Annotated in this window: 21 protein-coding genes and 1 tRNA gene; 14 read left to right on the top strand and 8 right to left on the bottom strand. The window is 66.0% G+C overall.

Annotated features, from left to right (window positions below; all coding sequences use genetic code 11):
* Positions 1-19 precede the first annotated feature (19 nt).
* The 9 genes from spt (at position 20) to FRZ44_RS11680 (ending at position 9,202) form a co-directional block, all read left to right on the top strand.
* Positions 20-1,237, top strand: a complete 1,218-nt coding sequence (gene spt, locus FRZ44_RS11720; protein WP_151177359.1) for a serine palmitoyltransferase — start codon at positions 20-22, stop codon at positions 1,235-1,237.
* Between the two features lie 60 nt (positions 1,238-1,297).
* A complete protein-coding gene (locus FRZ44_RS11715) occupies positions 1,298-2,203 on the top strand; it encodes a metallophosphoesterase family protein (RefSeq protein ID WP_151177358.1) in 906 nt (301 codons plus the stop codon).
* A 345-nt stretch (positions 2,204-2,548) separates the two neighbouring features.
* A complete protein-coding gene (gene lptF / locus FRZ44_RS11710; RefSeq protein ID WP_151177357.1) occupies positions 2,549-3,742 on the top strand; it encodes an LPS export ABC transporter permease LptF in 1,194 nt (397 codons plus the stop codon).
* Positions 3,742-4,827 carry an LPS export ABC transporter permease LptG gene (lptG, locus tag FRZ44_RS11705; protein WP_151177356.1) on the top strand — a complete coding sequence of 362 codons (1,086 nt, stop codon included), beginning with the start codon at positions 3,742-3,744 and terminating at the stop codon, positions 4,825-4,827. Before lptF ends, lptG begins: the two co-directional genes overlap by 1 nt.
* A gap of 139 nt (positions 4,828-4,966) precedes the next feature.
* Positions 4,967-5,725, top strand: coding sequence for a sterol desaturase family protein (locus FRZ44_RS11700; protein ID WP_225308656.1), 759 nt, complete (start codon positions 4,967-4,969; stop codon positions 5,723-5,725).
* An 11-nt stretch (positions 5,726-5,736) separates the two neighbouring features.
* Positions 5,737-6,915: a dATP pyrophosphohydrolase gene (locus FRZ44_RS11695; RefSeq protein WP_151177355.1), complete on the top strand. Its 1,179-nt coding sequence runs from the start codon at positions 5,737-5,739 to the stop codon at positions 6,913-6,915.
* Between the two features lie 160 nt (positions 6,916-7,075).
* A tRNA-Asn gene (locus tag FRZ44_RS11690) sits at positions 7,076-7,150 on the top strand.
* 309 nt (positions 7,151-7,459) lie between these two features.
* On the top strand, positions 7,460-8,449 hold the full coding sequence (locus tag FRZ44_RS11685; RefSeq protein ID WP_151177354.1) for a TonB family protein: 990 nt from the start codon (positions 7,460-7,462) through the stop codon (positions 8,447-8,449).
* A gap of 288 nt (positions 8,450-8,737) precedes the next feature.
* Positions 8,738-9,202, top strand: a complete 465-nt coding sequence (locus FRZ44_RS11680; protein ID WP_151177353.1) for a hypothetical protein — start codon at positions 8,738-8,740, stop codon at positions 9,200-9,202.
* 74 nt (positions 9,203-9,276) lie between these two features.
* Here FRZ44_RS11680 and FRZ44_RS11675 read toward each other — a convergent pair whose 3' ends face one another.
* The 7 genes from FRZ44_RS11675 to FRZ44_RS11645 form a co-directional block, all read right to left on the bottom strand.
* Positions 9,277-9,798, bottom strand: a complete 522-nt coding sequence (locus FRZ44_RS11675; RefSeq protein ID WP_151177352.1) for a hypothetical protein — start codon at positions 9,796-9,798, stop codon at positions 9,277-9,279.
* Between the two features lie 82 nt (positions 9,799-9,880).
* Positions 9,881-11,386, bottom strand: coding sequence for a sensor histidine kinase (locus tag FRZ44_RS11670; RefSeq protein ID WP_151177351.1), 1,506 nt, complete (start codon positions 11,384-11,386; stop codon positions 9,881-9,883).
* Between the two features lie 10 nt (positions 11,387-11,396).
* Positions 11,397-12,149 (bottom strand): response regulator transcription factor, encoded by a 753-nt coding sequence (locus FRZ44_RS11665; protein WP_225308655.1) that lies wholly within the window; start codon positions 12,147-12,149, stop codon positions 11,397-11,399.
* Entirely contained in the window at positions 12,142-12,768 is a 627-nt protein-coding gene (locus tag FRZ44_RS11660; protein WP_151177350.1) for a hypothetical protein, read from the bottom strand. Before FRZ44_RS11660 ends, FRZ44_RS11665 begins: the two co-directional genes overlap by 8 nt.
* Positions 12,769-12,890: 122 nt before the next feature.
* Positions 12,891-13,733, bottom strand: a complete 843-nt coding sequence (locus tag FRZ44_RS11655) for an SDR family oxidoreductase (RefSeq protein ID WP_151177349.1) — start codon at positions 13,731-13,733, stop codon at positions 12,891-12,893.
* Between the two features lie 47 nt (positions 13,734-13,780).
* Positions 13,781-14,947 (bottom strand): acyl-CoA dehydrogenase family protein, encoded by a 1,167-nt coding sequence (locus FRZ44_RS11650; RefSeq protein ID WP_151177348.1) that lies wholly within the window; start codon positions 14,945-14,947, stop codon positions 13,781-13,783.
* Between the two features lie 5 nt (positions 14,948-14,952).
* On the bottom strand, positions 14,953-15,723 hold the full coding sequence (locus FRZ44_RS11645; protein ID WP_225308654.1) for an enoyl-CoA hydratase/isomerase family protein: 771 nt from the start codon (positions 15,721-15,723) through the stop codon (positions 14,953-14,955).
* A 223-nt stretch (positions 15,724-15,946) separates the two neighbouring features.
* Here FRZ44_RS11645 and betI point away from each other — a divergent pair, with 223 nt between their 5' ends.
* The 5 genes from betI to FRZ44_RS11620 all read left to right on the top strand — a co-directional run bounded on the left by betI (position 15,947) and on the right by FRZ44_RS11620 (position 21,807).
* A complete protein-coding gene (gene betI, locus FRZ44_RS11640; RefSeq protein ID WP_151177346.1) occupies positions 15,947-16,594 on the top strand; it encodes a transcriptional regulator BetI in 648 nt (215 codons plus the stop codon).
* 62 nt (positions 16,595-16,656) lie between these two features.
* Entirely contained in the window at positions 16,657-17,907 is a 1,251-nt protein-coding gene (locus FRZ44_RS11635) for an aromatic ring-hydroxylating oxygenase subunit alpha (protein ID WP_151177345.1), read from the top strand.
* Between the two features lie 22 nt (positions 17,908-17,929).
* Positions 17,930-19,105: an acyl-CoA dehydrogenase family protein gene (locus tag FRZ44_RS11630; RefSeq protein WP_151177344.1), complete on the top strand. Its 1,176-nt coding sequence runs from the start codon at positions 17,930-17,932 to the stop codon at positions 19,103-19,105.
* Between the two features lie 163 nt (positions 19,106-19,268).
* Positions 19,269-20,534, top strand: coding sequence for an MFS transporter (locus FRZ44_RS11625; protein ID WP_191908547.1), 1,266 nt, complete (start codon positions 19,269-19,271; stop codon positions 20,532-20,534).
* A 1-nt stretch (position 20,535) separates the two neighbouring features.
* Entirely contained in the window at positions 20,536-21,807 is a 1,272-nt protein-coding gene (locus FRZ44_RS11620; protein WP_191908546.1) for an NAD(P)/FAD-dependent oxidoreductase, read from the top strand.
* 74 nt (positions 21,808-21,881) lie between these two features.
* On the opposite strand, the gene FRZ44_RS11615 is transcribed toward FRZ44_RS11620, so the two are convergent.
* Positions 21,882-23,165 (bottom strand): efflux RND transporter periplasmic adaptor subunit, encoded by a 1,284-nt coding sequence (locus FRZ44_RS11615; RefSeq protein WP_151177341.1) that lies wholly within the window; start codon positions 23,163-23,165, stop codon positions 21,882-21,884.
* Position 23,166: the final 1 nt, after the last annotated feature.

The raw sequence follows: 23,166 nt of genomic DNA, 5'->3' as shown, positions 1-23,166 counted from the left end.
CGACGGAGATCCCCCCGAAATGGGTCTATTCGATCGTTTCGCCAGCATTGAGCAAGCGCACACCGACGTCAAAGCCCGGGTCGACGATCCGTTCGGCGTCCGCATGGACCGGATGCTTTCGGCGACCGAAGCCGTCATCGGCAATCGCCCCACCATCCTGGTCGGCACCAACAATTATCTCGGCCTGACCTTCGATCCGGCTTGCGTCGAGGCCGCCCACAAGGCGCTGGACGCTTACGGCACCGGCACGACCGGCTCGCGGATCGCCAACGGCTCCTACGCGCCCCATCGCGACCTCGAGACCGAGTTGGCCGATTTCTACGGCCGCCGGCATTGCATGGTGTTCACCACCGGCTACCAGGCCAATCTGGGCATCATCTCGACCCTGGCCGGCCCGCAAGACTTCCTGCTGATCGATGCCGACAGCCACGCCTCGATCTACGACGCCTGCCGCCTGGGCACGGCCACGGTCGTGCGCTTCAAGCACAACGACGCCGAGGATCTCGACAAGCGGCTGCGGCGCCTGGCCGACGAACCCGGCAACAAGGTGGTCGTCACCGAAGGCATCTACAGCATGCTGGGCGACCAGGCCCCGCTCAAGGAGATGGCCGAGGTCAAGCGCAAGCATGGCGCCTGGATGGTGCTCGACGAGGCCCACTCGATGGGCGTGCTGGGCGCGACGGGCCGCGGGCTCGCTGAGGAACAGGGCGTCGAGGCCGACATGGATTTCATCGTCGGCACCTTCAGCAAGAGCCTCGGCGCGGTCGGCGGCTTCTGCGTGTCGGATCATCCGCAGTTCGATCTGCTGCGCATCGTCTGCCGCCCCTACATGTTCACCGCCTCGCTGCCGCCTTCCGTGGTCGCGTCGGCGACCGAGGCGCTGCGGCAGATCCGCAAGCGGCCGGAGCTGCGCACGCAGCTCTGGGAAAATGTCGCCACGCTTTATAACGGCTTCGCGCGGCATGGCTTCTCGCTCGGGCCCCAGATGGGGCCGGTGGTGGCGATCAAGCTGCCGAGCCCCGACCTCGCGGTCGGTTTCTGGCGCGCGCTGCTCGATCGGGGCATCTATGTGAATCTGGCGCTGCCGCCGGCGACGCCGCAAGGTACCGCGCTCCTGCGCTGCAGCGTCTGCGCCGCGCACACGCGGGCCCAGCTCGACAAGGTGGTCGCGGTCACGGCCGCGATCGGCCGCGAATTCGGCGTCATCGGCGCGGCCGATCTGCGCGCCGCCGGCTGACCGCATCGCCGCCAGCCCGCCCGGCTTGACCTGACTCCCGTTCCGGGACAGAAGGGGCGCATGTTCACCCTGGCGCATCTGTCCGATCCGCATCTTTCCGAGTGGCCGATGCCGGCGCCGGGCGCGCTGCTCTCCAAGCGCGTCCTCGGGTTTCTGTCCTGGCAGTTGCGCCGGCGCTTCATTCACCGCCGGGCGGTGCTCGATCGCGTCGTCGCCGATCTGGCGCAGAGCCGCGCCGATCATGTCGCCGTCACCGGCGACATCACCAACATCTCCCTGCCGCGGGAATTCGAGAATGCCGCCGCCTGGCTGCAGCGGATCGGCCCGCCGGACCGCGTCAGCGTCATTCCCGGCAATCATGACCGTTATGTCGAACTGCCCTGGTCGAAGCATCTGGCGCTCTGGGACGCCTACATGACGGGCGACGTTCAAACCGGGGAGGCGGAGCGGTTTCCTTATTTGCGCCGGCGCGGCCCCCTCGCCCTGATCGGCCTCTCCTCCGCGGAGCCCATGCCCTATAACAGCGCGGCCGGCCATCTCGGCCCCGAGCAGCTGGCCCGGCTGGCGGCGATGCTGCCGGCGCTCGAGGCCGAGGGGCTGTTTCGCGTGGTGCTGATCCATCATCCCCCGCAGGCCCGGGCGACCCACGACCGGAAGGCGCTGATCGACGCGGCGGCGTTTCGCGGCCTGCTGGCGCAGAAGGGCGCCGAGCTGGTTCTGCATGGCCATACCCATCGCGCCCACCTGGATCACCTCGCCGGCCCGCAGGGACGCATCCCGGTGCTGGGCGTGCCCTCCGCCTCGGCGATGCCTCACGGCGGCAAGCCCGCCGGCGGCTATCACCTCTATCGCGTGACGCGCGCGGGTTCGGGATGGGACATCGAGATCGAGACCCGGGCGTTGCCGCAGAAGGGCGCCGGCCTGGAGATCACGGGCCGTTTCCGCCTGGCCGGCCAGCTTTCCTGACGCCACCCTGCCCCTCGCCGGCCGCCATCTCCCGGCTTTAACCGATCGCCAGAGCCGCCTATGCTGTGCCGCCGCCGGGGCGGAGGCATTCGCCGGCCGCCCCTATGGCGTTGGGGAATCGAGAGATTTCTGCCGTTCATCGACCTGGGAGAGCGAGAACGAAACGATCGGACGGCGCGGCCCAGAGCGAGACTCGGCGGTGGGCTGACGGAGCGATGACTGGCGGATCGCCCCCTATTGCCTTCTGAGCCGCTTCACCGACTGCACGACTCATTGAAGAGCGCCTGGCCCCTTGCCGGCCTTGAGACCGGCATTTCACATGGCGCCCCACCTGCAAGATCATCGATGAAATTGCTCGACCGTTACATCCTGGCAAAGACCCTGTGGCCCCTGATCGCCACGGTCTCCATCGCGCTGGTCGCCTTGCTGATGGAACAGACGGTCCGGTTGCTGGATCTGGTGGTGAACAAGGGCGGTCCGCTGTCGCTGATCCTGCGCATGCTGGCCAATCTGATTCCGCATTATCTGGGGATCGCCTTGCCGGCGGCCTTCTTCATCGGCGTGCTTCTGGCGGTTTCCCGCCTCAGCAGCGAGAGCGAGCTCGACGCGATGCATGCGAGCGGCGTGCCGCTCCATCGCATGATCGCGCCTTTGATGATGTTCGCGGTCCTGCTCGTCATCTTCGGCACCATCATCGTCGGATTTCTCCAGCCCTATACGCGCTACGGCTATCGCGCCCTCATCTATCTCGTCACCGAGACCGCCTGGTACTCGGCCCTGGAGAAGGGCGCCTTCTTCAGCGGCTTCGGCAATTCGACCATCCTGGTCGACGATATCTCCGAGGGCGGGCGACGGCTGACCGGCATCTTCGTCTATCAGGACAAGAGCACGGGCGGTTCGGTCACGACCACCGCCCAGACCGGCTATGTGGTCCGCTCCCAGACCGACGACCAGCTGGTGCTGAAGCTGGAACAGGGCGCCCGCATCGATACCGACGGGCCCAACAAGAAGATCAACGCCCTGACCTTCGCCCGGTTCGAGCTGCCGCTCGACATCGCGCTGGCGCCGGAACCCTATCGAATAAGAGGCGCCTCCGAGCGCGAGCAGACGCTGCCGGAACTTTGGCACAATGTCTGGACCCTGCCCAAGACCGACCCGATGTATTACGCGGTCCATGCCGAGCTGCATGAACGGCTGGTGCGGATCGCCACCTATCTCTTCCTGCCGCTGTTGGCCTTCCCGCTCGGCTCCTCGACCCGACGAACGCGACGAGGAACCGGCATCGCGGTCGGCATCGTGCTGATCGTGATCTTCTATTACCTGCTGCAGTTCGGGCACGACGTCTCCGCCAACGGCCGACTATCGCCCTGGATCAGCCTCTGGCTCCCCTTCTTCGTCTATGCCGGGTTCAGCAGCTGGGCGTTCTGGGAAGCGAACGTGTCGCCGGGCCATAACTTCGTCGAAACCGTTCTCGCCCGGATCGAGAGCCTGTTCGACAACGTTCGGCAGATCGGTCGCCGCAGAAAGGCGCCGGCCTGATGCGCACGCTCGTCGGCTATGTGTCGCGCATGTTGCTGATGCAGTTCGCGCTGATGCTGTTCGGGTTCACGGCCCTGCTGCAGCTGCTCGATCTGCTGAACAACACCAGCAAGCTGTTCGCGCGCCATGGCCTCAGCCTGGGCAGCATCCTGCATTATGTCTGGCTGCGGCTGCCCGATCTGGCGGCCTTCCTGTTCCCCTTCTCCGTGCTGATCGCGGCCCTCCTGGTGCTGTCGCGCCTGGCGCAGTCGGCCGAGGTCATGGCGATGAAGGCGGCCGGCCTTTCCTATTGGCGCATCCTCGCCTGCTTCCTCCCCGCCGCATTCCTGATCGCCGGCCTGCATTTCCTGGTCGCCGACCAGATCGCGCCGGTCGCAGCGCGCGCGATGGAGGATTGGAACGCGGAGGCGGTCGACTTCAGCGCCGACAACGACAAGGACACGCCCAGCGCCGTCTGGGCGCGCGACGGCTACACGCTGGTGCGGGTTGTGGTGGTGCTGGATCGCGGCCGGAGCCTGAGCGGCATCACCATCTTCGAGCGCGATTCCGCCAGCCAGTTCCAGGAGCGCATCGTCGCCGGCCGCGCCGAGTTCCGCGATGGCGGCTGGGACCTCTTTCAGGTCGAGCGCACCGTGATCGGCGGCAGCGGGGCGACCGAGATCGTCCGGCAGGACCAGTGGCGGTGGCAGACCAATCTCAGCCCGCAGCATTTCTCCGACCTGGCGGCGACGCCCGCGAGCCTGAGCCTGCGCGAGCTGCACAACTTCGCCGCCAACGAGAATGTCGGCAGCCGGCCGGTCTATTATTACGAGACCTGGTTCAACAAGCGCCTCGCCTTGCCGATCATGACGCTGATCATGCTGCTGCTGGCGGCCCCCGTGGCGCAGTCGCTGCGCCGGCAGAGTGGCGCCGGGTTGGGCTTCATGGTCGGGGTCGGGATGGGTTTCCTCTATTTCATCGCCGACGGCATCCTCCAATCGCTGGGCGAGTCGGGGATGCTGCCGCCGCTGCTGGCCGCCTGGAGTTCCGTGATCCTATTTGCCGCGATCGGCATCACGGCCCTGATCAAAATCGAGGGATATTGAGCGTTCCGGCCCTCTCTCCCGCCCTCCCCACGCGGCCTAAGGTCGCAATCGGCGGGCCTTCAGGGACGATGCCGTCCCCAGGGGTTGCCGCGGCGGGGCACCCCCTCTAGATTATTGGCGGACAAGGATTTAGGCGGCTATGAGCCTTTGGAATCGCACCCATAATCTCGACCGGATGACGCTGCCGGAACTGGTGAGGGCCTTCTTCACCTATCCGCCGGTGCTCACCTATATCGCGCTGTCGATCGTCTCCATCGGGCTGGTCTGGCGCTGGATGGAATCGCCCCTGCCGCTGATCCCGGCGGTGGCGGTGTCGATCCTGGTCTATCCGCTGGTCTGGTACCTGCTGCACCGCTTCGTGCTGCATGGGCGCTACCTCTACAAGAGCCGCTTCACGGCGGCGGGCTGGAAGCGCATCCATTTCGACCACCACCAGGATCCGCACAATCTGCGCGTCCTGTTCGGCGCGCTCTACACCACGCTGCCCACCATCGGCGCGATCACGCTTCCGGTCGGCTACCTGATCGCGGGGCCCGCCGGCGCCGCCGCTGCTTTCGCCACCGGCCTGGTCACCACGATCTTCTACGAGTTCTGCCACTGCGTGCAGCATCTGAACTTCGCGCCGAAATCGAAGTTCCTGCAGCGCATCAAGCGGCTGCATCTCCAGCACCACTTCCATAACGAGCAGGGCAATTACGGCATCACGAACTATGCCTGGGACAAGCTGTTCGGCACCTATTACGGCGCCGCGCGCGAGCGGCAGAAGAGCGCGACGGTCTTCAATCTCGGCTATACCGAGGACGAAGCCCTGCGCTATCCCTGGGTCGCCGCGCTTTCCCACGGCACGCGCGGCGACGGCAATCCCCGCCGCTTTCGCGTGGCATCCAGCGAGAACTGAAACGGTCCTCCATGTCTGCAGCCGCTGACCGCGGGAGCGGCCGTTCCGACGCCATCGAGATCACGCCGGTCGCCAACCGGCGCGATCTCGACGCCTTCATCGGCCTGCCGAGCCGGCTCTACAGCCAGGGTCACCCCGGCTTCGTGCAGCCCCTGCGGTTCGAGCGGCGCGAGGCGCTGACGCCCGGCAAGAACCCCTATTTCGAGCATGCCGAGGCGCAGCTCTTCCTCGCCCGGCGCGGCGGCGAGGTAGTCGGCCGCGTCAGCGCCCAGATCGATCGCCTGTATCTGGAGCGCTACAAGGACGCCACCGGCCATTTCGGCTTCCTCGACGCGGTAGACGATCCCGCCCTGTTCCGCGCACTGCTGGCCACGGCCGAGGGCTGGCTCAAGGCCAAGGGCATGAAGCGCGCCATGGGCCCCCTCAACTTCTCGACCAACGAGGAGGTCGGGCTCCTGATCGACGGCTTCGACGCGCCGCCGATGATGATGATGCCCTACAGCCCGCCCTTCGCCGGCGCGCTCGTGGAGGCGGCGGGCTATGCCAAGGTCAAGGACCTGATCGCCTACGACTACGATGTCGACAAGAACAACCCGATCACGCATGAGGCGATCCTGCGGCGCGCCGGCATGGATCCCGCCGCGGTCACGGTGCGCAATGTCGACATGAAGAACTTCGACCGCGACCTGCGCATCATCCTCGACATCTTCAACGACGCCTGGGCCGACAATTGGGGCTATGTGCCGCTGACCGAGGCCGAGATCGCGCATGCGGCCAAGACCATGAAGGCGGTGGTGGAGCCCAAGGTGGTCATCATTGCTTCGGTCAATGGCGAGCCGGTCAGCATGATCGTCTCGCTTCCCAACATCTATGAGGCGATCGCTGGATTGGACGGACGCCTCTTCCCGTTCGGCTGGGCCAAGCTGCTCTGGCGGCTCAAGGTGTCCAAACTCAGGACCGGCCGCGTCCTGCTGTTCGGCCTGAGCAAGCCCTATCACCGGACCATGGTGGGGTCGGGCATCATCTTGCGGGTGCTCGAGGAGCTGCGGCAGGGGACCAAGGAACTCCGCGCCAACCGGGCGGAGCTCTCCTGGATCCTCGAGGACAACATCCCGATGCGGAAGATCATCGAGAAGGTCGGCGGGCGGGTCTACAAGACCTATCGGGTGTACGACAAACCTATCGCCTGACCCGGGCCGGGGGCCCGAATCGGGGCCGGAAGCAGGCGTTTGCAGGCCGGTGCCCCGCGGCAAAAATCCGCGTCGGCCAAATGCTTTAGCCCCCTGTCACGGCCCGGAAAGAAACTTTGCAGGCCAGGGGGGCTTTTGCTATAACCCCGGCCGCCTCTGATCCCCGGTAGCTCAGTGGTAGAGCAAGCGGCTGTTAACCGCTTGGTCGCTGGTTCGAATCCGGCCCGGGGAGCCATTTAAAACAAGGGGTTGAGGCAGTGTTCTCAACCCCTTGTTCGTTCCGGAATCAGGGCTCGGCAAGGTCAGGGATCCTCGCCGAGGAAACCCAGGACGCCGTCGGGGCGTTTCAGAAGCCCGCAGGCAAGCGTGGAGGCCGATGCGCCCGTCCCGGCATCGGTCCGGGCAACTCTCGCAAATCGGTAAGGTCCGCGCTCATTCCTGGCCATCCGCAGAACCTCGCCTACATCTACAGCCGTGAGCGCCGGCGATCGGTCCGCTCCGGACAGCGGGCCGACAGGCCCTTGAGCGAAACTGACGGGCGGGCATGACCGATCATCTCGCGATAATGGACAGCGCCGCGCCGAGCTTCTCGCTCGAGCGCGCCGCGCGTTCCTATCACGAGGAACGCATTCCCCTGTCGCCGCCCCTGCCCGACCGCGATCTCCGGTGGCGGTGGGGCGTGGCGATCATCGCGGCGATTCTGTTGCACATCGCCGTGGTCACCACGATCGACGATGGATTCATCCTGAGCAAACCAGACAAACCCGACCCGATCCCGGTCGACATTGTCATGGAGCAGCCCAAGCCGCCGCCAGCGCCTCCAGTAGAAAAGCCCGTCGAGAAACCGCCGGAGCCAAAGGTGCCGCCGGCACCCCCACAACAGGTTCCGCCAGCCGCGTCGGGAGGCGATCAAGCTGATAAGCCGCCGGGTGGCGCGCCCGCTCATGCTGCGGAGGCAGCGCCGCCGCCACCGGCGACTGCCCCCACGCCTCCCCTGCCGGAGCCACCGGCTGCGACCGCGGCCCCGGTGTTGCCAGACGCGCCGTCGCCGCAGGCTGTTCCGGTGCCGCCCCAATCCGCGCCGCGCGAGACACAACAGGCCGCGATCCCGGCACCCGTGCCCCCCAAAAAGCCGCCGGTGCCGGATCAACGGAAGACCGTCATCACACCGCCCACGCAATCGGAAGCTGCTACGTCACCTGACAGTTTGAATTTGCTGCTCGATGAAGGCAGCGGCGATCAGTACCTCAATGCCATGCTGGCGACGATTCTCAGCCACAGCTACTACCCGCCGACAGCCGAGATGTTCAATCTGAGCGGCGTCGCGATATTTCGGCTTGTCATCGATCGTCAGGGTAGATTGGTGGACATGAAGCTCATCCAGAGCACCAATTACCAAGTTCTCGATAACGCCGCCGCAACGGCGATCCAGCGCAGCGCGCCTTTTGCGCCCCCTCCGCTCAGCGTCATTGGTGGAAACAACAACATCGTCGTCAGAGCGATTCTGCCGATGCCGGATCGGTCGCGGCAGTAGACATTTAAATCAATCGCGGAGCGCGTGATGCTCAGGACCGGTATCTGAAGCACATCGCGACCCCGATGGGTCCGGTAAGCGGCCCGGCTGGATCAATTGGCATTCGGCAATCCGGCCGAAACGACCCGGCAATCTTTACCCTCTGCCCCTGCCGCGGAGCGCTAACGTCTTGATCTGCCGTCGCACGGGCTTGGCTTATGGTTTGCAAGACTGTGGGCAGCCAAGGCCGGAGAGGGGACGAATCTGCCCAGCCGGCCGTTCTTGCGCCCACCAGGAAGGAGGCCACCCATGAGCCTTGCCATTTTGACCCGCGCCGACCGCCGGGCCCGCGCCGAAGCCGCTGACGGCCCGCGCGAGCCGGTCTTCGCCCGCACCGCCGCGCCCAAGCCCGCCGAGACGAAATCGAGCCTGCCCGGCCCCGCCATCGACACGGCGCCGACCGTGCGCCAGTTCCTGTCGCAGCTCGGCGCCCAGGAGCGCAAGCTCGCGCGCAAGGAAGCCCTCAATGCCGTGATCGACGTCGCTCCCGGCGAGGTCGAGAAGCTGGCGCGCCTGGTGGCGCGCCTGCGCGGCCGCTATCTCGCCAAGCTGATCGACCTCGGCAACAACACCGAGACGCTGCCGGGCGAGCTCGAGATCGCCGAGATCCGGCGCGTGCGCGAACGCTTCGAGGAGCTGGAGCTGGGCCTGACTTCGGTGAAGGCGGCGCTGGCGGAGGGCGACCTCACGCTCCGCGGTCTGCGGCCCGAGTAAGGGTCGCACCCGAAATAGAAAGGGCCCCGGCTGAAACGGGGCCCAGTCTTCGGCTCAGAACTCTTGAGAGCGGATCAGACCGCTTCGGCCAGCCCTGCCAGCGGCAAGGGCGCCGCGAACATGACGCGCCGCGTATAGGGTGCGAGGCCGACCCATTCGTCACTCCAGAGATGAGCGACCGAAATCATCGCGCGGCCTTCGAGGGCGGGCGCGACCTCGGCAACGGCTTCACGGAACCAGCCGATCAGACGCCGTGCCTCTTCCATGTCGCCCGCCGCGCCGAAGCGGCGCGGCCCGAAGCTCGCCGCCAGAACGGCGCCGTCCGTATCCACACCGGCCAAGGCCGAATGACGGGCGACCATCGCCGCGATGACCTCCGCCAGACGCTGCCCCTGCTTCCCGTCGCGGGGCATGGTCAGGCAGGCGACAGTCACGCGCAGACGCACCGCGCCGATGCGGCGCAGCGTCCAATCGAGCTCCGCGCTGAAGCTCGCGCGGGCCTCGCTCAGAGGCTCGTCGGTGAAGGTATCGCGCGTCGTGATCGACTTGCGAGACCGGGTCGCCGCGGCGACTTGTGTGGGGATCAAACTCATCATGCGAGGGACAAGGTAGCCGAATCGCATGCGGGCCCGATGAGGCATTGTTGTGGTAAGTGGTTAATCTCCCTTTATGCTAAGTTTATCGCGCAACTGGCAGAGATACCGAGAGAATTAGGCCCCCTTTGGGGGCATTCAAAGCCTTAACATCGCCGCCCATCGCCTCGACATTACGGCGAACGATCCATAATCCGAGGCCCGAATGCCAGCGATGATCGTCGGCCCCCGCGCCCTCGGTCGGACGCTGCGAATATTGGCGTTCGAAGATGCGCTCGAGGTCGCCTTCGGGCACGCCCGGCCCCTGATCGGAGACTTTCAGGATCACCCGCGCGCCGTTGCGCTTGAGGCCCAGATCGATCCGGCCGCCCTCGGGCGAAAAGCCCACCGCATTGTCGAGAATATTCTCGACAATCGTCTCGATCAGCTCTTCGCCGCCGAGCGCCGTGAGACCGGCCTCGATATCGGCATAGAGCGCAATCCGGCGGCCCTCGATCAGCGGCCGATAGCCGGCCGCGATGCGCCCGACGAGCGCCGAGAGATGGACGCGCTCGCGCGGCGGATCGACCAGCTCGGCCATGGTCTCGTCCATGCGCCGCGACGCCGCCACCAGCGAATCCAGCCGGTCGACGGAGGATTCCAGGATCTGCAGCGCGCGGTTGGCGCGGTCGTCGCCGGTGGTGGCCAGCCGGCGCAGCGGCTCGATGGCCTGGCGCATGATCGCGATCGGGGTCTTGAAGGCATGGGCATTGTCCTGCGCGGCCTGGCGCAGATGGCGGGCCGACGCCCGCAGCCGGCCGATCATGCGATCGAACTCGCGCGCCACGCCGCCGAGCTCCGCGACCTCGTTGCGCTCGGCGAAGGTGGCGCCGTCCTTGCCATCGACGCGGATCTCCTGCGCCAGGTCGCGGAACCGGATCACGCTGCGCCGGATGCTCACCAGCACGCCGAAGGTGAGCGCCGCCAGCAGCAGATAGATGGCGCCGGCGATCTGGACCTCGGGCCGCGTCCAATAGGCCCGGCCGAGCTGCGTGCCGATGATGCTGTCGAGCGGATGCGACATGACGATCGCCCAACAACCGGTCGGCGACAGCACCGGCGTGATCGAGGTCAGCAGCTCCTCGCTTCCGTCCGGCGCATGATAGCGATCCGCGAGCGCCACGCGGTCGTTACAGGTGGCGGCGACCTTCTCGAGGATCCCCTGTTTCAACAAAGTCTGGCGCTCGTCGTCGAGCTGATTGGTATCCACCGCGGGAGCCGCGGCCACGAAATAGAAGCTCGAGGCGCCGGCATCGCCGCTCTTCCTGAACAGCACCTTGAGCCGCGTCTCGGGACCGCCGAAACGATCCAGCTCGCCGGCGATCTTGGGCAGCGCCGAGACGTCCTCTTCCTGCAGAAGCGGCGTGAGCGCCGTGGCCACCAGCCGCCCCTGCTCCCGCACGCCCTCCAGCAGCAACAATTGGCGCTCGCTATAGACGTCGCGCAGGGTGATGTAGAGCACCAGCGGCACGGCGATGAAGGCCCCGGCCAACAGGACGACGCGACGGACCAGCGAATGAGCCCGTAAGGGAGGTAGAGCGGTCGTCGCCACCGGGATCTCCCTATTCGGGATCGACCCAGCGATAGCCGAATCCGGGGTAGTTCGCGATCCCGTTGAACTCGGGATGGACGGTTCGGAACTTCTGCCGGATCCGCTTGATGAAAGAACGGACATTGACTCGATAGCCTTCCTCGCCCTGCCCGGCGACGAAGTCGGCGCCCCGGGCAAGATCGTAGATCTGTCGATAGGAGACATCCGCGTCGATCGCTGCTGCGAGCGCGCAGACGATGTTGAACTCGGTCACGGTAAGGTCGACGGGTTTGTTGTCGTAGAAGGCACGTGCGATGTCGGTCTTGAGCTCGAGCTTGCCGCGTTTCAGCGTGGGGCCCGCGCCAGGTGCCGCGGCACCGGTGGCGTTTGGCTTGGCGCCATCCGTGATCAGGCGCAGCCGCTGCAGGATGATCGCGAGGCTGCGCGATTTTTCGATGAAATCGACCGCGCCGAAGCGCAAGGCCGCCTCTTCGTAGATGTCGTCGCTGAGGGCGGTCAGGAAGATCACCGGCACGCGAACGCCGCGCTCGCGCAGCGAGCGGAGCACCGCGAGCCCGTCCATGCCCGGCATGCGCCAATCGAGCAGGATGGCGTCGACGCCGTTGCCGGCACCCAGCCAGTCGAGGAACGGCCGCCCACCATTGAACTCCATCACCTCGAACCCGCTCTCCCCGAGATTCAATCCCAGGGATTCGCGGAACATCGCGTCGTCGTCCACGACCGCAACGCGGCCTCGAAGTTTCAGATCGCTACCTTCAGGCACCGTGTTTCTCCAATAAAGCCTCAAAACAAGCCCGGCGCGCCATGTCGGTATCGTCGATACCGGAGAAGGCCACCGTGAGCGCCTCGAAATGCTGGTCGCTCAGATCGGGATAGAAGAAGACCTGCAGCCGGCAGCCACCTTCCGAGAAGGTCCAGATCCTTGCCGGCGGCCGCTCCTCGGCGATGAAGGGATCGCCCAGCAGCCCGATGGTCTGCGCCTCGTTCAGGCCCACCAGGCGCTTGGGATCGTCCCGGTCGACCAGCGGTGCGGTGCCGGCCGTTGCTGTCTGGTCGGCGGCCTCGGGCGCGACAGTGGTGCTGCCGTCGGGCATCGCATTCGGGGTTCCGTCCGGAGGCTCCGTTGCCGTCGTGTCGCTCGCGGTTGTCGTCGTTCCGGTGGTCGAGGCCAGATCGACCTCGGAGCCCGGCTTCTGCAGCGGAATGGGGAAGGCCGGCGCCGGCATCGGCACCGGCTCCGGCGGCGAGGGCTCCGCCACGACCACCGGCGGCGGGTGAATCAGGCTGGTCTGGCGCGCGGGCGGATCCTCGTACTGCCTGGCGCAAGCGCCGAGCAGCAGGGCTCCCGTGAGTGCGGCCGCCAAGGAAATGCGTTGAAACATGGCCCTCCTCTGTCCGCTGTCGCAACCGCGGGTCGATCCCTCGCGGCGCAGCGGCAGTCTATCCTTCATCGGCCAGCCCGTGGGCCTCGGGAAAGCCAAATTAATCCAATATCGATAAGCGTTTAGCTCTTTTTCTTCGGCTTCAGCGCCTGCCAATCCCGATCGGTGAGTGCGCTGAGGAAGTTGAACTGCCCTGCGCCCATCAGCCATTCGCCGCCATCGATGGTCACGACCTCGCCATTTATATAGCCCGATCCATCACAGACAAGAAAGCTCGCGAGGTCCGCGAGTTCCCTGTGATTTCCGACCCGGCCCAAAGGATTTTTGGTGCCGAAGCCCTCGGCCAGGTCCGCCCGGGGAACCAGACGCTCCCAGGCGCCCGGCGTCGGGAACGGCCCGGGGGCGATCGCATTGAGCCGGATGCCCCGCCCACCCCACTCCACCGCCAGGCTGCGGGTCATCGCCATGACCCCGGCCTTGGCCATGGCCGAGGGCACGACATAGGCCGATCCGGTCCAGGCATAGGTGGTGATGATGCTGAGCACCGTGGCCTTGTGGCCTCCGGCGAGCCAGCGCCGGCCGCAGCCGAGCGTCGCATAGGCGCTGCCATGGAGCACGATCCCCAGCACCGCATCAACGGCCCGCGGCGACAGCTCCTCGCTGCGCGCGATGAAATTGCCGGCGGCGTTGTTCACCAGCACGTCGGGCGCACGCACCGCCCAGATCGCGTCCAGCATCTGCTCGACCGCCGCGGAATCGCGGATGTCGCAGCCATGGGTCTCGACCTTGCCGCCGGTCTCGGCTTCTAGCTTGGCCTTGGCCTCGGCCAGGACCTCCGTGCGCCGGCCGCAGATCACCAGCTCCGCGCCCAGCTCCAGATAGCGCTGCCCCATCGAATAGCCGAGCCCGGTGCCGCCACCGGTGATGAGGATGCGCTTGCCCTTGAGGAGATCGCTCTGAAACATCGGGAGACTAAGTCCTTGGTTGTCGGTTGGCAGCGGTCGTTCGCGGCTCAGGCTTCGTAGGGCCGCAGCAGCTCGCGCGAGAGGATATGCCGCTGGATCTCGTTGGTGCCGTCCCAGATCCGCTCGATGCGGGTGTCGCGCCACAGCATCTCGAGCGGCACCTCGTCCATGAGGCCCATGCCGCCCAGGATCTGGATCGCGTGATCGGTCACGCGCTGCGCCATCTCCGAGCAGAACACCTTGGCCATGGCGGCATCGCCATTGGTCATGGTGCCGTTCATGTATTTCCAGGCGATATGGAGGGTCAGCATATCGCCGGCCGCGAGCTCGGTCGCCATGTCGGCGAGCTTGAAGGAGACGCCCTGGAACTTGCCGATGGTCTGGCCGAACTGCTTGCGCGTGGCGGCCCACTGGGTGGCGATCTGCAGTGCGCGCTCGGCCTTGCCGCAGCAATTGGAAGCCACCAGCAGGCGCGTATTGGCGAGCCAGGAGCCGGCGAGGTCGAAACCCTTGCCCTCCTCGCCCATGATCTGGCGCTTATGCACCCGCACATCGCTGAAGCTCAGCTGGTAATTGTGATAGGTGCGATGGCTGACCGGACGGGGCCCGCGCGTGATCTCGAAGCCCGGCGTGCCGACATCGACCAGGAAGCAGGTGATGCGCTTGCGCGGGCCCTTCGGCGTCTCGTCCATTCCCGTCACGACGAAGAGGATGATGAAGTCCGGCTTCCGCACCGCGCTGATGAAATGCTTGCTGCCATTAATGATCCAGTCGTCGCCGTCGCGCACGGCGCGGGTCTGGATTCCCATGGCATCGGAGCCGGCATTGGGCTCGGTCAGGCCGAAGCCTTCCTTGATCTCGCCCCGGATCGACGGCAGCAGATAGCGTTCGCGCTGCTCGCCCTCGCAGGCATTGAGGATCTGCGAGGGGCGCCCGATCCAGCCGCAGAGGCCCCAGGTCGATTTGCCGATCTCGCGATCCATCATCGCGATCGACAGGAAATCGAGCCCGCCGCCGCCGATCTCGGCCGGCATGTTGGCGGCATAGAGGCCATATTCCTTCGAGCGCTGCTTGATCTGCTCGCCCAGCTCGGGCGGCACCTCGCCCAGCCTTTCGGTCTCGCGCTCATGGGGGAAGATCTCCCTCTCCATGAAAGTGCGGACGGTCTCGACCAGCATCCGCTGCTCGTCGGTCGGCGTGAAATCGAGCGGCATCGGTGTCAGCGCCCCACGAAGTTAGGGTCGCGGCGTTCGACGGCCGCGGCCAGGCCTTCCTTGTGGTCCTCGGTCTGGGCGCAGAGACGGCCCGCGGCCAGCTCCTCTTCAAGCTGCTGCTCCAGCGTCCGTTCCCCGGCGCTGTCCATCAGCCGCTTGGTGTGGCGCTGCGCGACCGTCGGTCCGTTCGCGAGCTTCTTCGCGAACTCATAGGTCGCCGTCTGCAGCGTATCGCTGCCATGCATTTCCGTGATCAGGCCGCGGCGCAGCGCTTCCGGCGCCAGCCAGGTCTCGCCGGTGAAGGCGAAGCGCTTGGCGGCCTCGATGCCAATCAGGCGCGGCATCAGCCAGGTCCCGCCGAGATCGGGCGAGTAGCCCACCTTGGTATAGGAACAGATGAATTTGGCGCTGTCGGCGGCGAAGCGGAAATCGCAGGCGAGCGCCAGATCGAGGCCGCCGCCCACGGCAGCCCCGTTCAGCAGCGCGATCGTCGGCGCCGGAAAGGCCGCCATCTCCTGGATCAGCGCATGCGACTGGGGCACCCAATCGTAATCGGTCGCGCCGCGCGCCACCTCCTCGGACCACTCCATGACGTCGGCGCCGGCGCAGAAGGCGCGTCCGCGCCCGGTCAATACGAGGCAGCGCACATTGTCCTCGACCGCCTCCGCCAAGGCGGCGCGCAGGGCCTTCAGCAAGGAGAGGCTCAGCGCATTGCGCGCGTCGGGCCGATCGAGCGCCAGGGTGCGCACCGCACCGTCATTCACGATCTCGAGCAAGGCAGGATCCTTTCCGCTCAGCGGGGCCGCGGGGGGCCAGGGCGGCGCAGCCTAACCGTGGGCTCCGGGCGCAGCAAGGCAAGCAGGCTCTGCCTTGTCTTTGCCCTTTCACACCGCCAGGTTCCCCATTTCTGGAGATATTGATTATGTGATCATTCAATAAATTACATAATCTACAGTATTTTCATTGCATTATGGAATATATAAATGCATACTTCATTTCATGGGACGCGCCGAAATCAAGGAAATCCGCCGCACGCAGCTGATCGAGGCGACGATCGACATGATCGCGCGCCACGGTTTTGCCGCCCTCACACTCGCCGACATCGCCAAGGCGGCGCATCTCTCCAGCGGCATCGTGAACTTCTATTTCCGCAGCAAGGAAGAGCTGCTGGTCGCGACGCTGCGCCATCTGGCGGCCACCTACGAGCGCTTCATCGAGCAGGCCATCGCGCAGGCCGGCGACGAACCGGCCGAGCAATTCGCCGCCATCATCGAGGCGGACTTCAACCCCCGCATCGCCAGCCGCAAGCATCTCACCGTCTGGTACGCCTTCTGGGGCGAGGCGCGCTGGCGGCCGGAATATCTGGAGATCTGCGCCGACATCTCGGCCCGCTTCTTCGCCCAGACCCGCGGGCTCTGCGCCGCCATCGCCGAGCGGGGCGGCTATCGCGGGCTCGATCTGGATGCCATCGCGCGGGGTTTCAATGCCATGAGCGACGGACTCTGGCTCGACCTCCTGACCAATCCCAAGACGGTCAGCCGCGACGATCTCAAGCGGGTCTCCTTCGTCTATCTGGCCAGCGTCTTTCCCCGCGAGTTCGCGCTTCATGCCCGCCCGCCCCAACCGGCGCAGGCCGCGACCGCCTGAAGCCGCCCGACAGGCGCCCCCTGTCGTCCCCTTTCGCAGAACACATCAGAGGATCTTCCGTCATGACCCTCATTGTTTCCACGCAGGATCGCCCCGTCCCAGCGCCGGTCGTTCGGCAGGACAAGCGCTTCGGGCCGCCCGAGACCCTTCCCGCCTGGACCTATAACAACGCGGAGTTCTTCGCGCTCGAGCGAGAGCATCTGCTGCTGAATCAATGGCAGCTGGTCTGCCATCAGAGCGAGATCCGCGACGCCGGCAGCTATGCCACGTTCGACTTCCTGGGCGAGCGCGCGCTTGTGGTGCGCGGCGAGGATGGCGAGATCCGCGCCTTCCACAATGTCTGCCGGCACCGCGCCGCGGCGGTCGCGCGTGGCGATTTCGGCCGCTGCGAGGGCGCTGCGCTGCGCTGCTTCTATCATGGCTGGACCTACGGGCTCGATGGCCGGCTCAAGGCCGTGCCGGGCGAGAAGCAGTTTCCGGGTCTCGACAAGGCGACCCACGGGCTTCACCCCTTGCCGTTCGAGATCTGGCAGGGCTTCGTGTTCGTGAAGTTCCGTGAGGGCGGGCCCAGCATCGCCGAGCGCATGGCGCCCTATGCCGCCGAGCTCGACCAATACCGCATCCCCGAGATGGAGCCGCGCGACAAGCTCTATTTCATCGAGGTCCCGGTCGACTGGAAGAACATGATGGATAACTTTCTCGAGGGTTATCATGTCCCGGTCGGCCACCCCGGACTCTATCGCCTGTTCGGCAACAGCTACGATCTCGACGTGAAGCCCGGCGATGTCTCGCGCGCCGTGGCCCAGCTCCGCGACCGGCCCTCCCCCAACTGGAGCGAGCGGCATTATCAGCGCCTGCTGCCGGACCTCGATTACCTGACGCCGGAACGCCAACGCGCCTGGACCTTCTATGGCTTGCTGCCGAATATCGGGTTCGACATCTATCCGGACCAGATCGACTATTTCCATGCCGTCCCGTTGGGGCCGGGACGCTGCGCCCTGCGCGGACGGTCCTACAAGCTGGCGGGGCTGCCGACCGATCTCGAGCGCCGGCTCAAGGCTTGTCGCTATCTCAGCTGGCGCGTCAACTGGCCGGTGTTCAACGAGGACAATTTCCTGATCGAATCCGTCCAGCGCGGTCTCGAGAGCAGCAGCTATGAGGTGGGAGTCCTATCGGAGAAAGAGATCTGCGTGCGTCAGCTGCATGACCAGGTTCGGCGCCACTTTCCCGTCGCGAAGCTGCGCCGCGCGCCCGCGCCGGGCACGATCGCCGCGACCAACAGCGCGATGCTAGCCGCATCGCCCGCACCCTAGCCCTTCTGATCTGGAGACTTCGATGTCCTATCCGCTGCCGCCCAGCGCCCGCGCCTGGCAGGAAAAGACCCGCCGCTTCGTGACCGACGAGCTCATTCCCTATGAGGTCCAGGCGGAGATGAATGGCGGCGAGCTGCCGCCCGAGATCCGCAAGCGCCACAAGCAGAAGGCGCGCGAGATCGGCCTGCACGCGCTGGCGATCCCGCGCGCGCTCGGCGGCCAGGAACTCACCATGCTGGAGCAGACGGTGATCCAGGAGGAGATCGGCAAGGTCACCAATGCGCTCGGCTGGTGCTACAGCTCGACGCCGCCCTGGATGGTCGCCGCCTGCTCCCCCTTCCAGATGGAAAAATGGGTAAAGCCCAACATCCGCGGCGAGCGGCATGAATGCTACGCTATCACCGAGGCCGATGCCGGCTCCGACGTCGACGGCATCAAGGCCACGGCGCGGCGCGAGGGCGATCACTATGTCCTCAGTGGCGAGAAATGGCATGTGACCTCGGCCAACCATGCCGATCACTTCATCTTCCAGGCCAAGCTGGCCGAGGGATCGCACAAGGGCGCGCACTGCCTGTTCTTCATCGACATGGATGCGCCCGGCATCGAGCTGGTCCGCACCCCCGCCTATACCCACAACTACGCCGCCCACCACCCGATCTATCGGTTCAACGATGTGCGGGTGCCCGTGACCCATCGCATCGGCGAGGAAGGCGACGGGATGGGCTTCACCTATGACTGGTTCCGCTATGAGCGCATCGGCATTGCAGCGCGATGCTGCGGGGCCGCGGCGCGCCTCATCGAAGAGGCCACCGCCTTCGCCAAGGAGCGTTACGCCAACGGCCAGCCGATCGCCAATTACCAGGCAATCCAGTTCATGCTGGCGGACAGCGTCACCGAGCTCTGGGCGGCCCGCCTCATCACCTATCGCACGGCCGAGGAGATCGACGCCGGCGTGGACGTCAAGGTGAGCCATGCCCAATGCGCCGTCGCCAAGCTCTATGCCTCCGAGATGGCGAACCGGGTCGCCGACCGCGCGGTCCAGATCTTCGGCGGGCGCGGCTATATGCGCGAGAACGTGGCCGAACGCTTCTTCCGCGAGCTCCGCGTCGACCGGATCTGGGAGGGAACCTCCGAGATCCAGCGTCTCATCATCGCCAACGGCCTCTACAAGCGCGGCCAGACGGCATTGATCGAATAGCACATCAGATAAAAATCTCGCCCCCTCCCCTTGCGGGAGGGGGCGAGAATATTTCTCGCCAGTTCGTGCAACCGCTTTCCGTTGCCAAGCCCTGGCCCGCCGGGCGAGCATGGCGGCGGGAACGGTGCCGGCAGGTTGCGGCGACGGATACAGGGGAATTCCCATGCTCAAAGGCGTCCGACCGGTGACGCAGGTGCTGCTGGCGGTCGCTTTCATGGAAGCGGGCCTCGGCGTCCTGTCGCCTCTCATCAGCCTCGATCTGGCGCAGAAGAACGTCTCGACCAGCCTCATCGGCCTCGTCACCTCCGGCTATTTCACCGGATTTCTGCTGGGCACGTTGAGCTGCCACTGGGTCATCGATCGCGTCGGACATATCCGCGCCTTCGCGGTCTTTGCCGCCGTCGCCGGCAACGCCACGCTGGGCCATATCATCTTCAACGAGCCCTACGCCTGGATCGCGCTTCGCGGATTGCTGGGCTACGCCTTCGCGGGCCAGTTCGTGGTGATCGAGAGTTGGCTCAACGACAAGGCGACCGACGACAATCGCGGCCGGATCTTTTCCTACTATATGGCGGTCTCCTGGGCCGCGAGCGGCGTCAGCCCCCTCGCCCTCAATTTCCACGACCGGATCGGCTCGGTCATCCTGTTCTGCATCATCGCCATGCTGTTCGCGACGGCGCTGATCCCGATGGCGCTTACCCGCGTCGGCAATCCCGAGATCGGCGACCGCGTGCATTTCGGCATCCGCAAGCTCTTCACCATCTCGCCCACCGGCGTCGTGGTCTGCTTCGGTTCGGGGTTGCTCAACTCGGCCTATTACGGCCTTTTGCCCGCCTATGCCGAGCGCGTGGGCCTGAGCACGGGCGAGCTCGCCATCCTCTTCAGCGCCTCGACCATCGCCGGTCTCATCATCCAGTTTCCGATCGGATTCCTGTCGGACCATTTTGGCCGGCGGCCGCTGATGCTGATCTCGCTGATCTCGGCCGCGGCCCTGGCGGCGCTGGTCGCCTCGCTCGACACGCCCGCCTTCCTCACGCTCCTGGTCGTGCTGTTCCTGCTGGATGGCGCCACCGCGCCGCTCTATGCCCTGGGCGTCGGCCAGACCAACGACTACACCGCCAAGCAGGATTTCGTCGCCGCCAGCGCGGGCCTGCTCTTCGCCTGGGGCCTCGGCTCGGCGATCGGTCCGACGGTCGCCGGTTTCGTCATGGGCTGGCTCGGGCCCTTCGGCCTGTTCTGGTTCATGGTCGGCGGACTTTCCCTGATTGCCACTTTCGTCACGCTGCGTATCCTGGTGCGGCGTGCACTTTCAGCCCGCGAACAGAGCAATTACGTGGCCGTCCCGATGACCGCCGGCACCTATGGTGCCCCGGAACTCGACCCGCGCGCCGCTCCGCACCATCATCCGCAAAAAATTCCAGACATGTGACATGGCCCAACATATCAACAGCTACTACGCCCAGACCGCGACGCCCGGCATCGACTACCCCGCCCTCGCCGGCAAGATCGAGACCGACATCTGCATCGTCGGCGGCGGCCTGGCGGGGCTCTCGGCGGGCCTGAGCCTCGCCGAGCGCGGCCGCTCGGTCGTCGTCGTCGAGGCCAACAAGGTCGGCTGGGGCGCCTCGGGCCGCAATGGCGGCTTCGTCAGCCCCGGCTTCTCCGGCGGCGCCGAGCGCGTTCTCAAGACCAGCGGCCCGAGAGACGCGCGGGCTCTCTGGGACCTGACCCGCGACGCCGTGAAGCTCATCCGGAGCCGCATCGATCGCTACGCCATTCCGGCCCAACCGGTCGATTCCGGCATGGTCGGCGGCTGGTGGCGCGACGATCCAGCCGAGGCGAGAGCCGAGATGAAATTCATGACCGAGAATTTCGGCGTCGAGCTGGAATGGTGGCCGAAGGAGAAACTTCGCCAGTTCCTGATCACAGATCGCTATCACGGCGGTCTCTACCGCAATGAGGGCTTCCATTTCCATCCGCTCAATTATGCGCGCGGCGTCGCCAAGACCCTCGCCGGGAAGGGCGGCAAACTGTTCGAGCAGTCGCGCGTCACCGGCCTCGAGCTCAAGGGCGCCGTGAAGCGCGTCAAGACCGAGGGCGGCGAGGTCGTGGCCAAGACGGTGCTGATCTGCTGCGGCGGCTATATCCGCGATCTCGAGCCGCGCCTCTCGCGCGCGCTGAAGCCGGTCGCGACCTATGTGATGGTGACGGAGCCGCTGGGCGAGCGGCTCAAGACCGCGATCAATTGCAACTATGCGGTCTATGATTCGCGCTTCGATTTCGACTACTACCGGCCCCTGCCCGACACGCGAATTCTCTGGGGCGGCGGCGTCACCATGTTCGGCGAGGACCCGCCGCGCCTCGCGCGCTGGCTGCGCAAGCGCATGCTCGCGGTCTACCCGCAGCTGGCCGACGTCAAGGTCGAGCTCGCCTGGGGCGGGCTCATGGGTTATCCGGCCCACAAGATGCCGCAGCTCGGCGAGATCGAGACCAATGTCTGGTACTGCATGGGCTATGGCGGCCATGGCATGGGCACCACCGCCATGACCGGCGAGCTGGTGGCGAGCGCCATCGTCGAGGGCGACAAGCGCTGGGAGCTGCTGCGGCCCTACGGCCTGCAATGGACCGGCGGTTTCCCCGGCACGGTCTATGGCCAGCTTGTCTATTGGCAGGCGCAGTTCAAGGACTGGATCCGCGGCTGATCTGACGGCGTCGGAACGGCGAACGAGACCGGCTCGGCCTGCACCAAGCCGTGTAACGATCGCCGGCGCGCGGATTAATTTCCAGGTTTCGTGGCCTCGTCCGCCACCACCTCGGGCGCGATCTTGACCTTCATGCCGTCGGAGACGCCGACCGGCGGGTTCAGGATGAGCTGGTCGCCGGGTTTAAGACCGGCGCGGACCTCCACCTGGGCGCCGTCATCCGCCTCGAGATCGAGATGGCGCAGGCGTGCCACGCCATTCTCGTACACCGCCGCACTGAGCCCGTTCTTGTTGAAAATCACCGCCTGAGATGGCACCAGCACGACCGGCTCCGGGCGCGGCTCCTTCAGATGCACGACGCCATAGAGGCCCGCGGTCAGCTTGCCATCGGCATTGTCCACATCCACCTCGGTCAGGATGGTACGGGTTTGCTGGTCGAGCTGGCTGGCGTCACGGGCCACCGTGCCGTGGAAGACCTGGCCGGGAAGCTCCGGCACCGTGACCTCGGCCGGGTCCCCGACCTTCAGGCCGAAGAACGCTTCCTGCGGCACGTAGATCTGAACCCGAAGCACGTCGCTGCGAACGATCGAGAAAAGCGCTGTCGCGTTGTTGGCGCCATCGGCTGAGACCAGGCTCCCGACATCAACGAGCCGGCTGGTGATCACGCCGGTGAAGGGCGCGACCACGTTCTCGAAGCCGACGAGCTGCTCCAACCGGGCCACCACCGCCTGCTGCGCCTCGATGTTGGCGCGCGCAACGCCGACGGCCGCCGTGTTGGCCGCAAGCGTCAAGCGGTCGTTGTCGCCCTGCTGGCGCGTGTCCCATCCATCCTTCACCAGCTCCGACGTGCGGTTGTTGGTGACATGAGCCAGATCCTGGTTGGCTTGCGCCTGGACCAGCGACGCCTGCATTTGCGCCAGTTGGCCACGAGCCTGGGCGAGCTGCTGATCCAGATCGGGGGCGGAGATGACAGCAAGCACGTCGCCGGCACGCACCTGACTGCCGATATCGACGTTTCTTTTGCTGATATAGCCAGTGGCACGGGCAAACAGCGTCGCGCTGTCGAAGGCCTGAAGAGTACCGGGCAAGTCGACCTGACGCGCCGAATCCACCGGCTTTACCGCCACGACATGCACTGCCGGCACAGCGGCCTGCTGGGCTTCGAGCGTGGCGATGGTTGCGGCACGCCGCGCCGCATGTCCCGAAGCGCCGATCGCGACCAGAATACCCAGCACCGCGAGCGCCCCCAGCCCGAGCAGCAGGGCCATGCGCCGCCGCCGTCGGTCGAGTCCCGGATCGGACGGCGTCTCCTGCCCGCGTGGTCCGACCTCCTGCTCCGGAGAAGGAATGTGATTCATG

The organism is Hypericibacter terrae (assembly GCF_008728855.1).
GTDB lineage: Bacteria > Pseudomonadota > Alphaproteobacteria > Dongiales > Dongiaceae > Hypericibacter > Hypericibacter terrae.
Note: the sequence above shows the minus strand (reverse complement) of the source record. Positions and strands in the feature narration are given on the sequence as shown.

Coding starts and splice junctions, on each gene's coding strand:
- FRZ44_RS11715 (WP_151177358.1), top strand. CDS start 1,298: ATGTTCACCCTGGCGCATCTGTCCGATCCGCATCTTTCCGAGTGGCCG.
- FRZ44_RS11660 (WP_151177350.1), bottom strand. CDS start 12,768: ATGTTTCAACGCATTTCCTTGGCGGCCGCACTCACGGGAGCCCTGCTG.
- lptG (WP_151177356.1), top strand. CDS start 3,742: ATGCGCACGCTCGTCGGCTATGTGTCGCGCATGTTGCTGATGCAGTTC.
- FRZ44_RS11675 (WP_151177352.1), bottom strand. CDS start 9,798: ATGATGAGTTTGATCCCCACACAAGTCGCCGCGGCGACCCGGTCTCGC.
- FRZ44_RS11635 (WP_151177345.1), top strand. CDS start 16,657: ATGACCCTCATTGTTTCCACGCAGGATCGCCCCGTCCCAGCGCCGGTC.
- FRZ44_RS11650 (WP_151177348.1), bottom strand. CDS start 14,947: ATGCCGCTCGATTTCACGCCGACCGACGAGCAGCGGATGCTGGTCGAG.
- FRZ44_RS11695 (WP_151177355.1), top strand. CDS start 5,737: ATGTCTGCAGCCGCTGACCGCGGGAGCGGCCGTTCCGACGCCATCGAG.
- lptF (WP_151177357.1), top strand. CDS start 2,549: ATGAAATTGCTCGACCGTTACATCCTGGCAAAGACCCTGTGGCCCCTG.
- FRZ44_RS11680 (WP_151177353.1), top strand. CDS start 8,738: ATGAGCCTTGCCATTTTGACCCGCGCCGACCGCCGGGCCCGCGCCGAA.
- FRZ44_RS11630 (WP_151177344.1), top strand. CDS start 17,930: ATGTCCTATCCGCTGCCGCCCAGCGCCCGCGCCTGGCAGGAAAAGACC.
- FRZ44_RS11685 (WP_151177354.1), top strand. CDS start 7,460: ATGACCGATCATCTCGCGATAATGGACAGCGCCGCGCCGAGCTTCTCG.
- FRZ44_RS11615 (WP_151177341.1), bottom strand. CDS start 23,165: ATGAATCACATTCCTTCTCCGGAGCAGGAGGTCGGACCACGCGGGCAG.
- FRZ44_RS11655 (WP_151177349.1), bottom strand. CDS start 13,733: ATGTTTCAGAGCGATCTCCTCAAGGGCAAGCGCATCCTCATCACCGGT.
- FRZ44_RS11620 (WP_191908546.1), top strand. CDS start 20,536: ATGGCCCAACATATCAACAGCTACTACGCCCAGACCGCGACGCCCGGC.
- FRZ44_RS11700 (WP_225308656.1), top strand. CDS start 4,967: ATGAGCCTTTGGAATCGCACCCATAATCTCGACCGGATGACGCTGCCG.
- FRZ44_RS11625 (WP_191908547.1), top strand. CDS start 19,269: ATGCTCAAAGGCGTCCGACCGGTGACGCAGGTGCTGCTGGCGGTCGCT.
- betI (WP_151177346.1), top strand. CDS start 15,947: ATGGGACGCGCCGAAATCAAGGAAATCCGCCGCACGCAGCTGATCGAG.
- spt (WP_151177359.1), top strand. CDS start 20: ATGGGTCTATTCGATCGTTTCGCCAGCATTGAGCAAGCGCACACCGAC.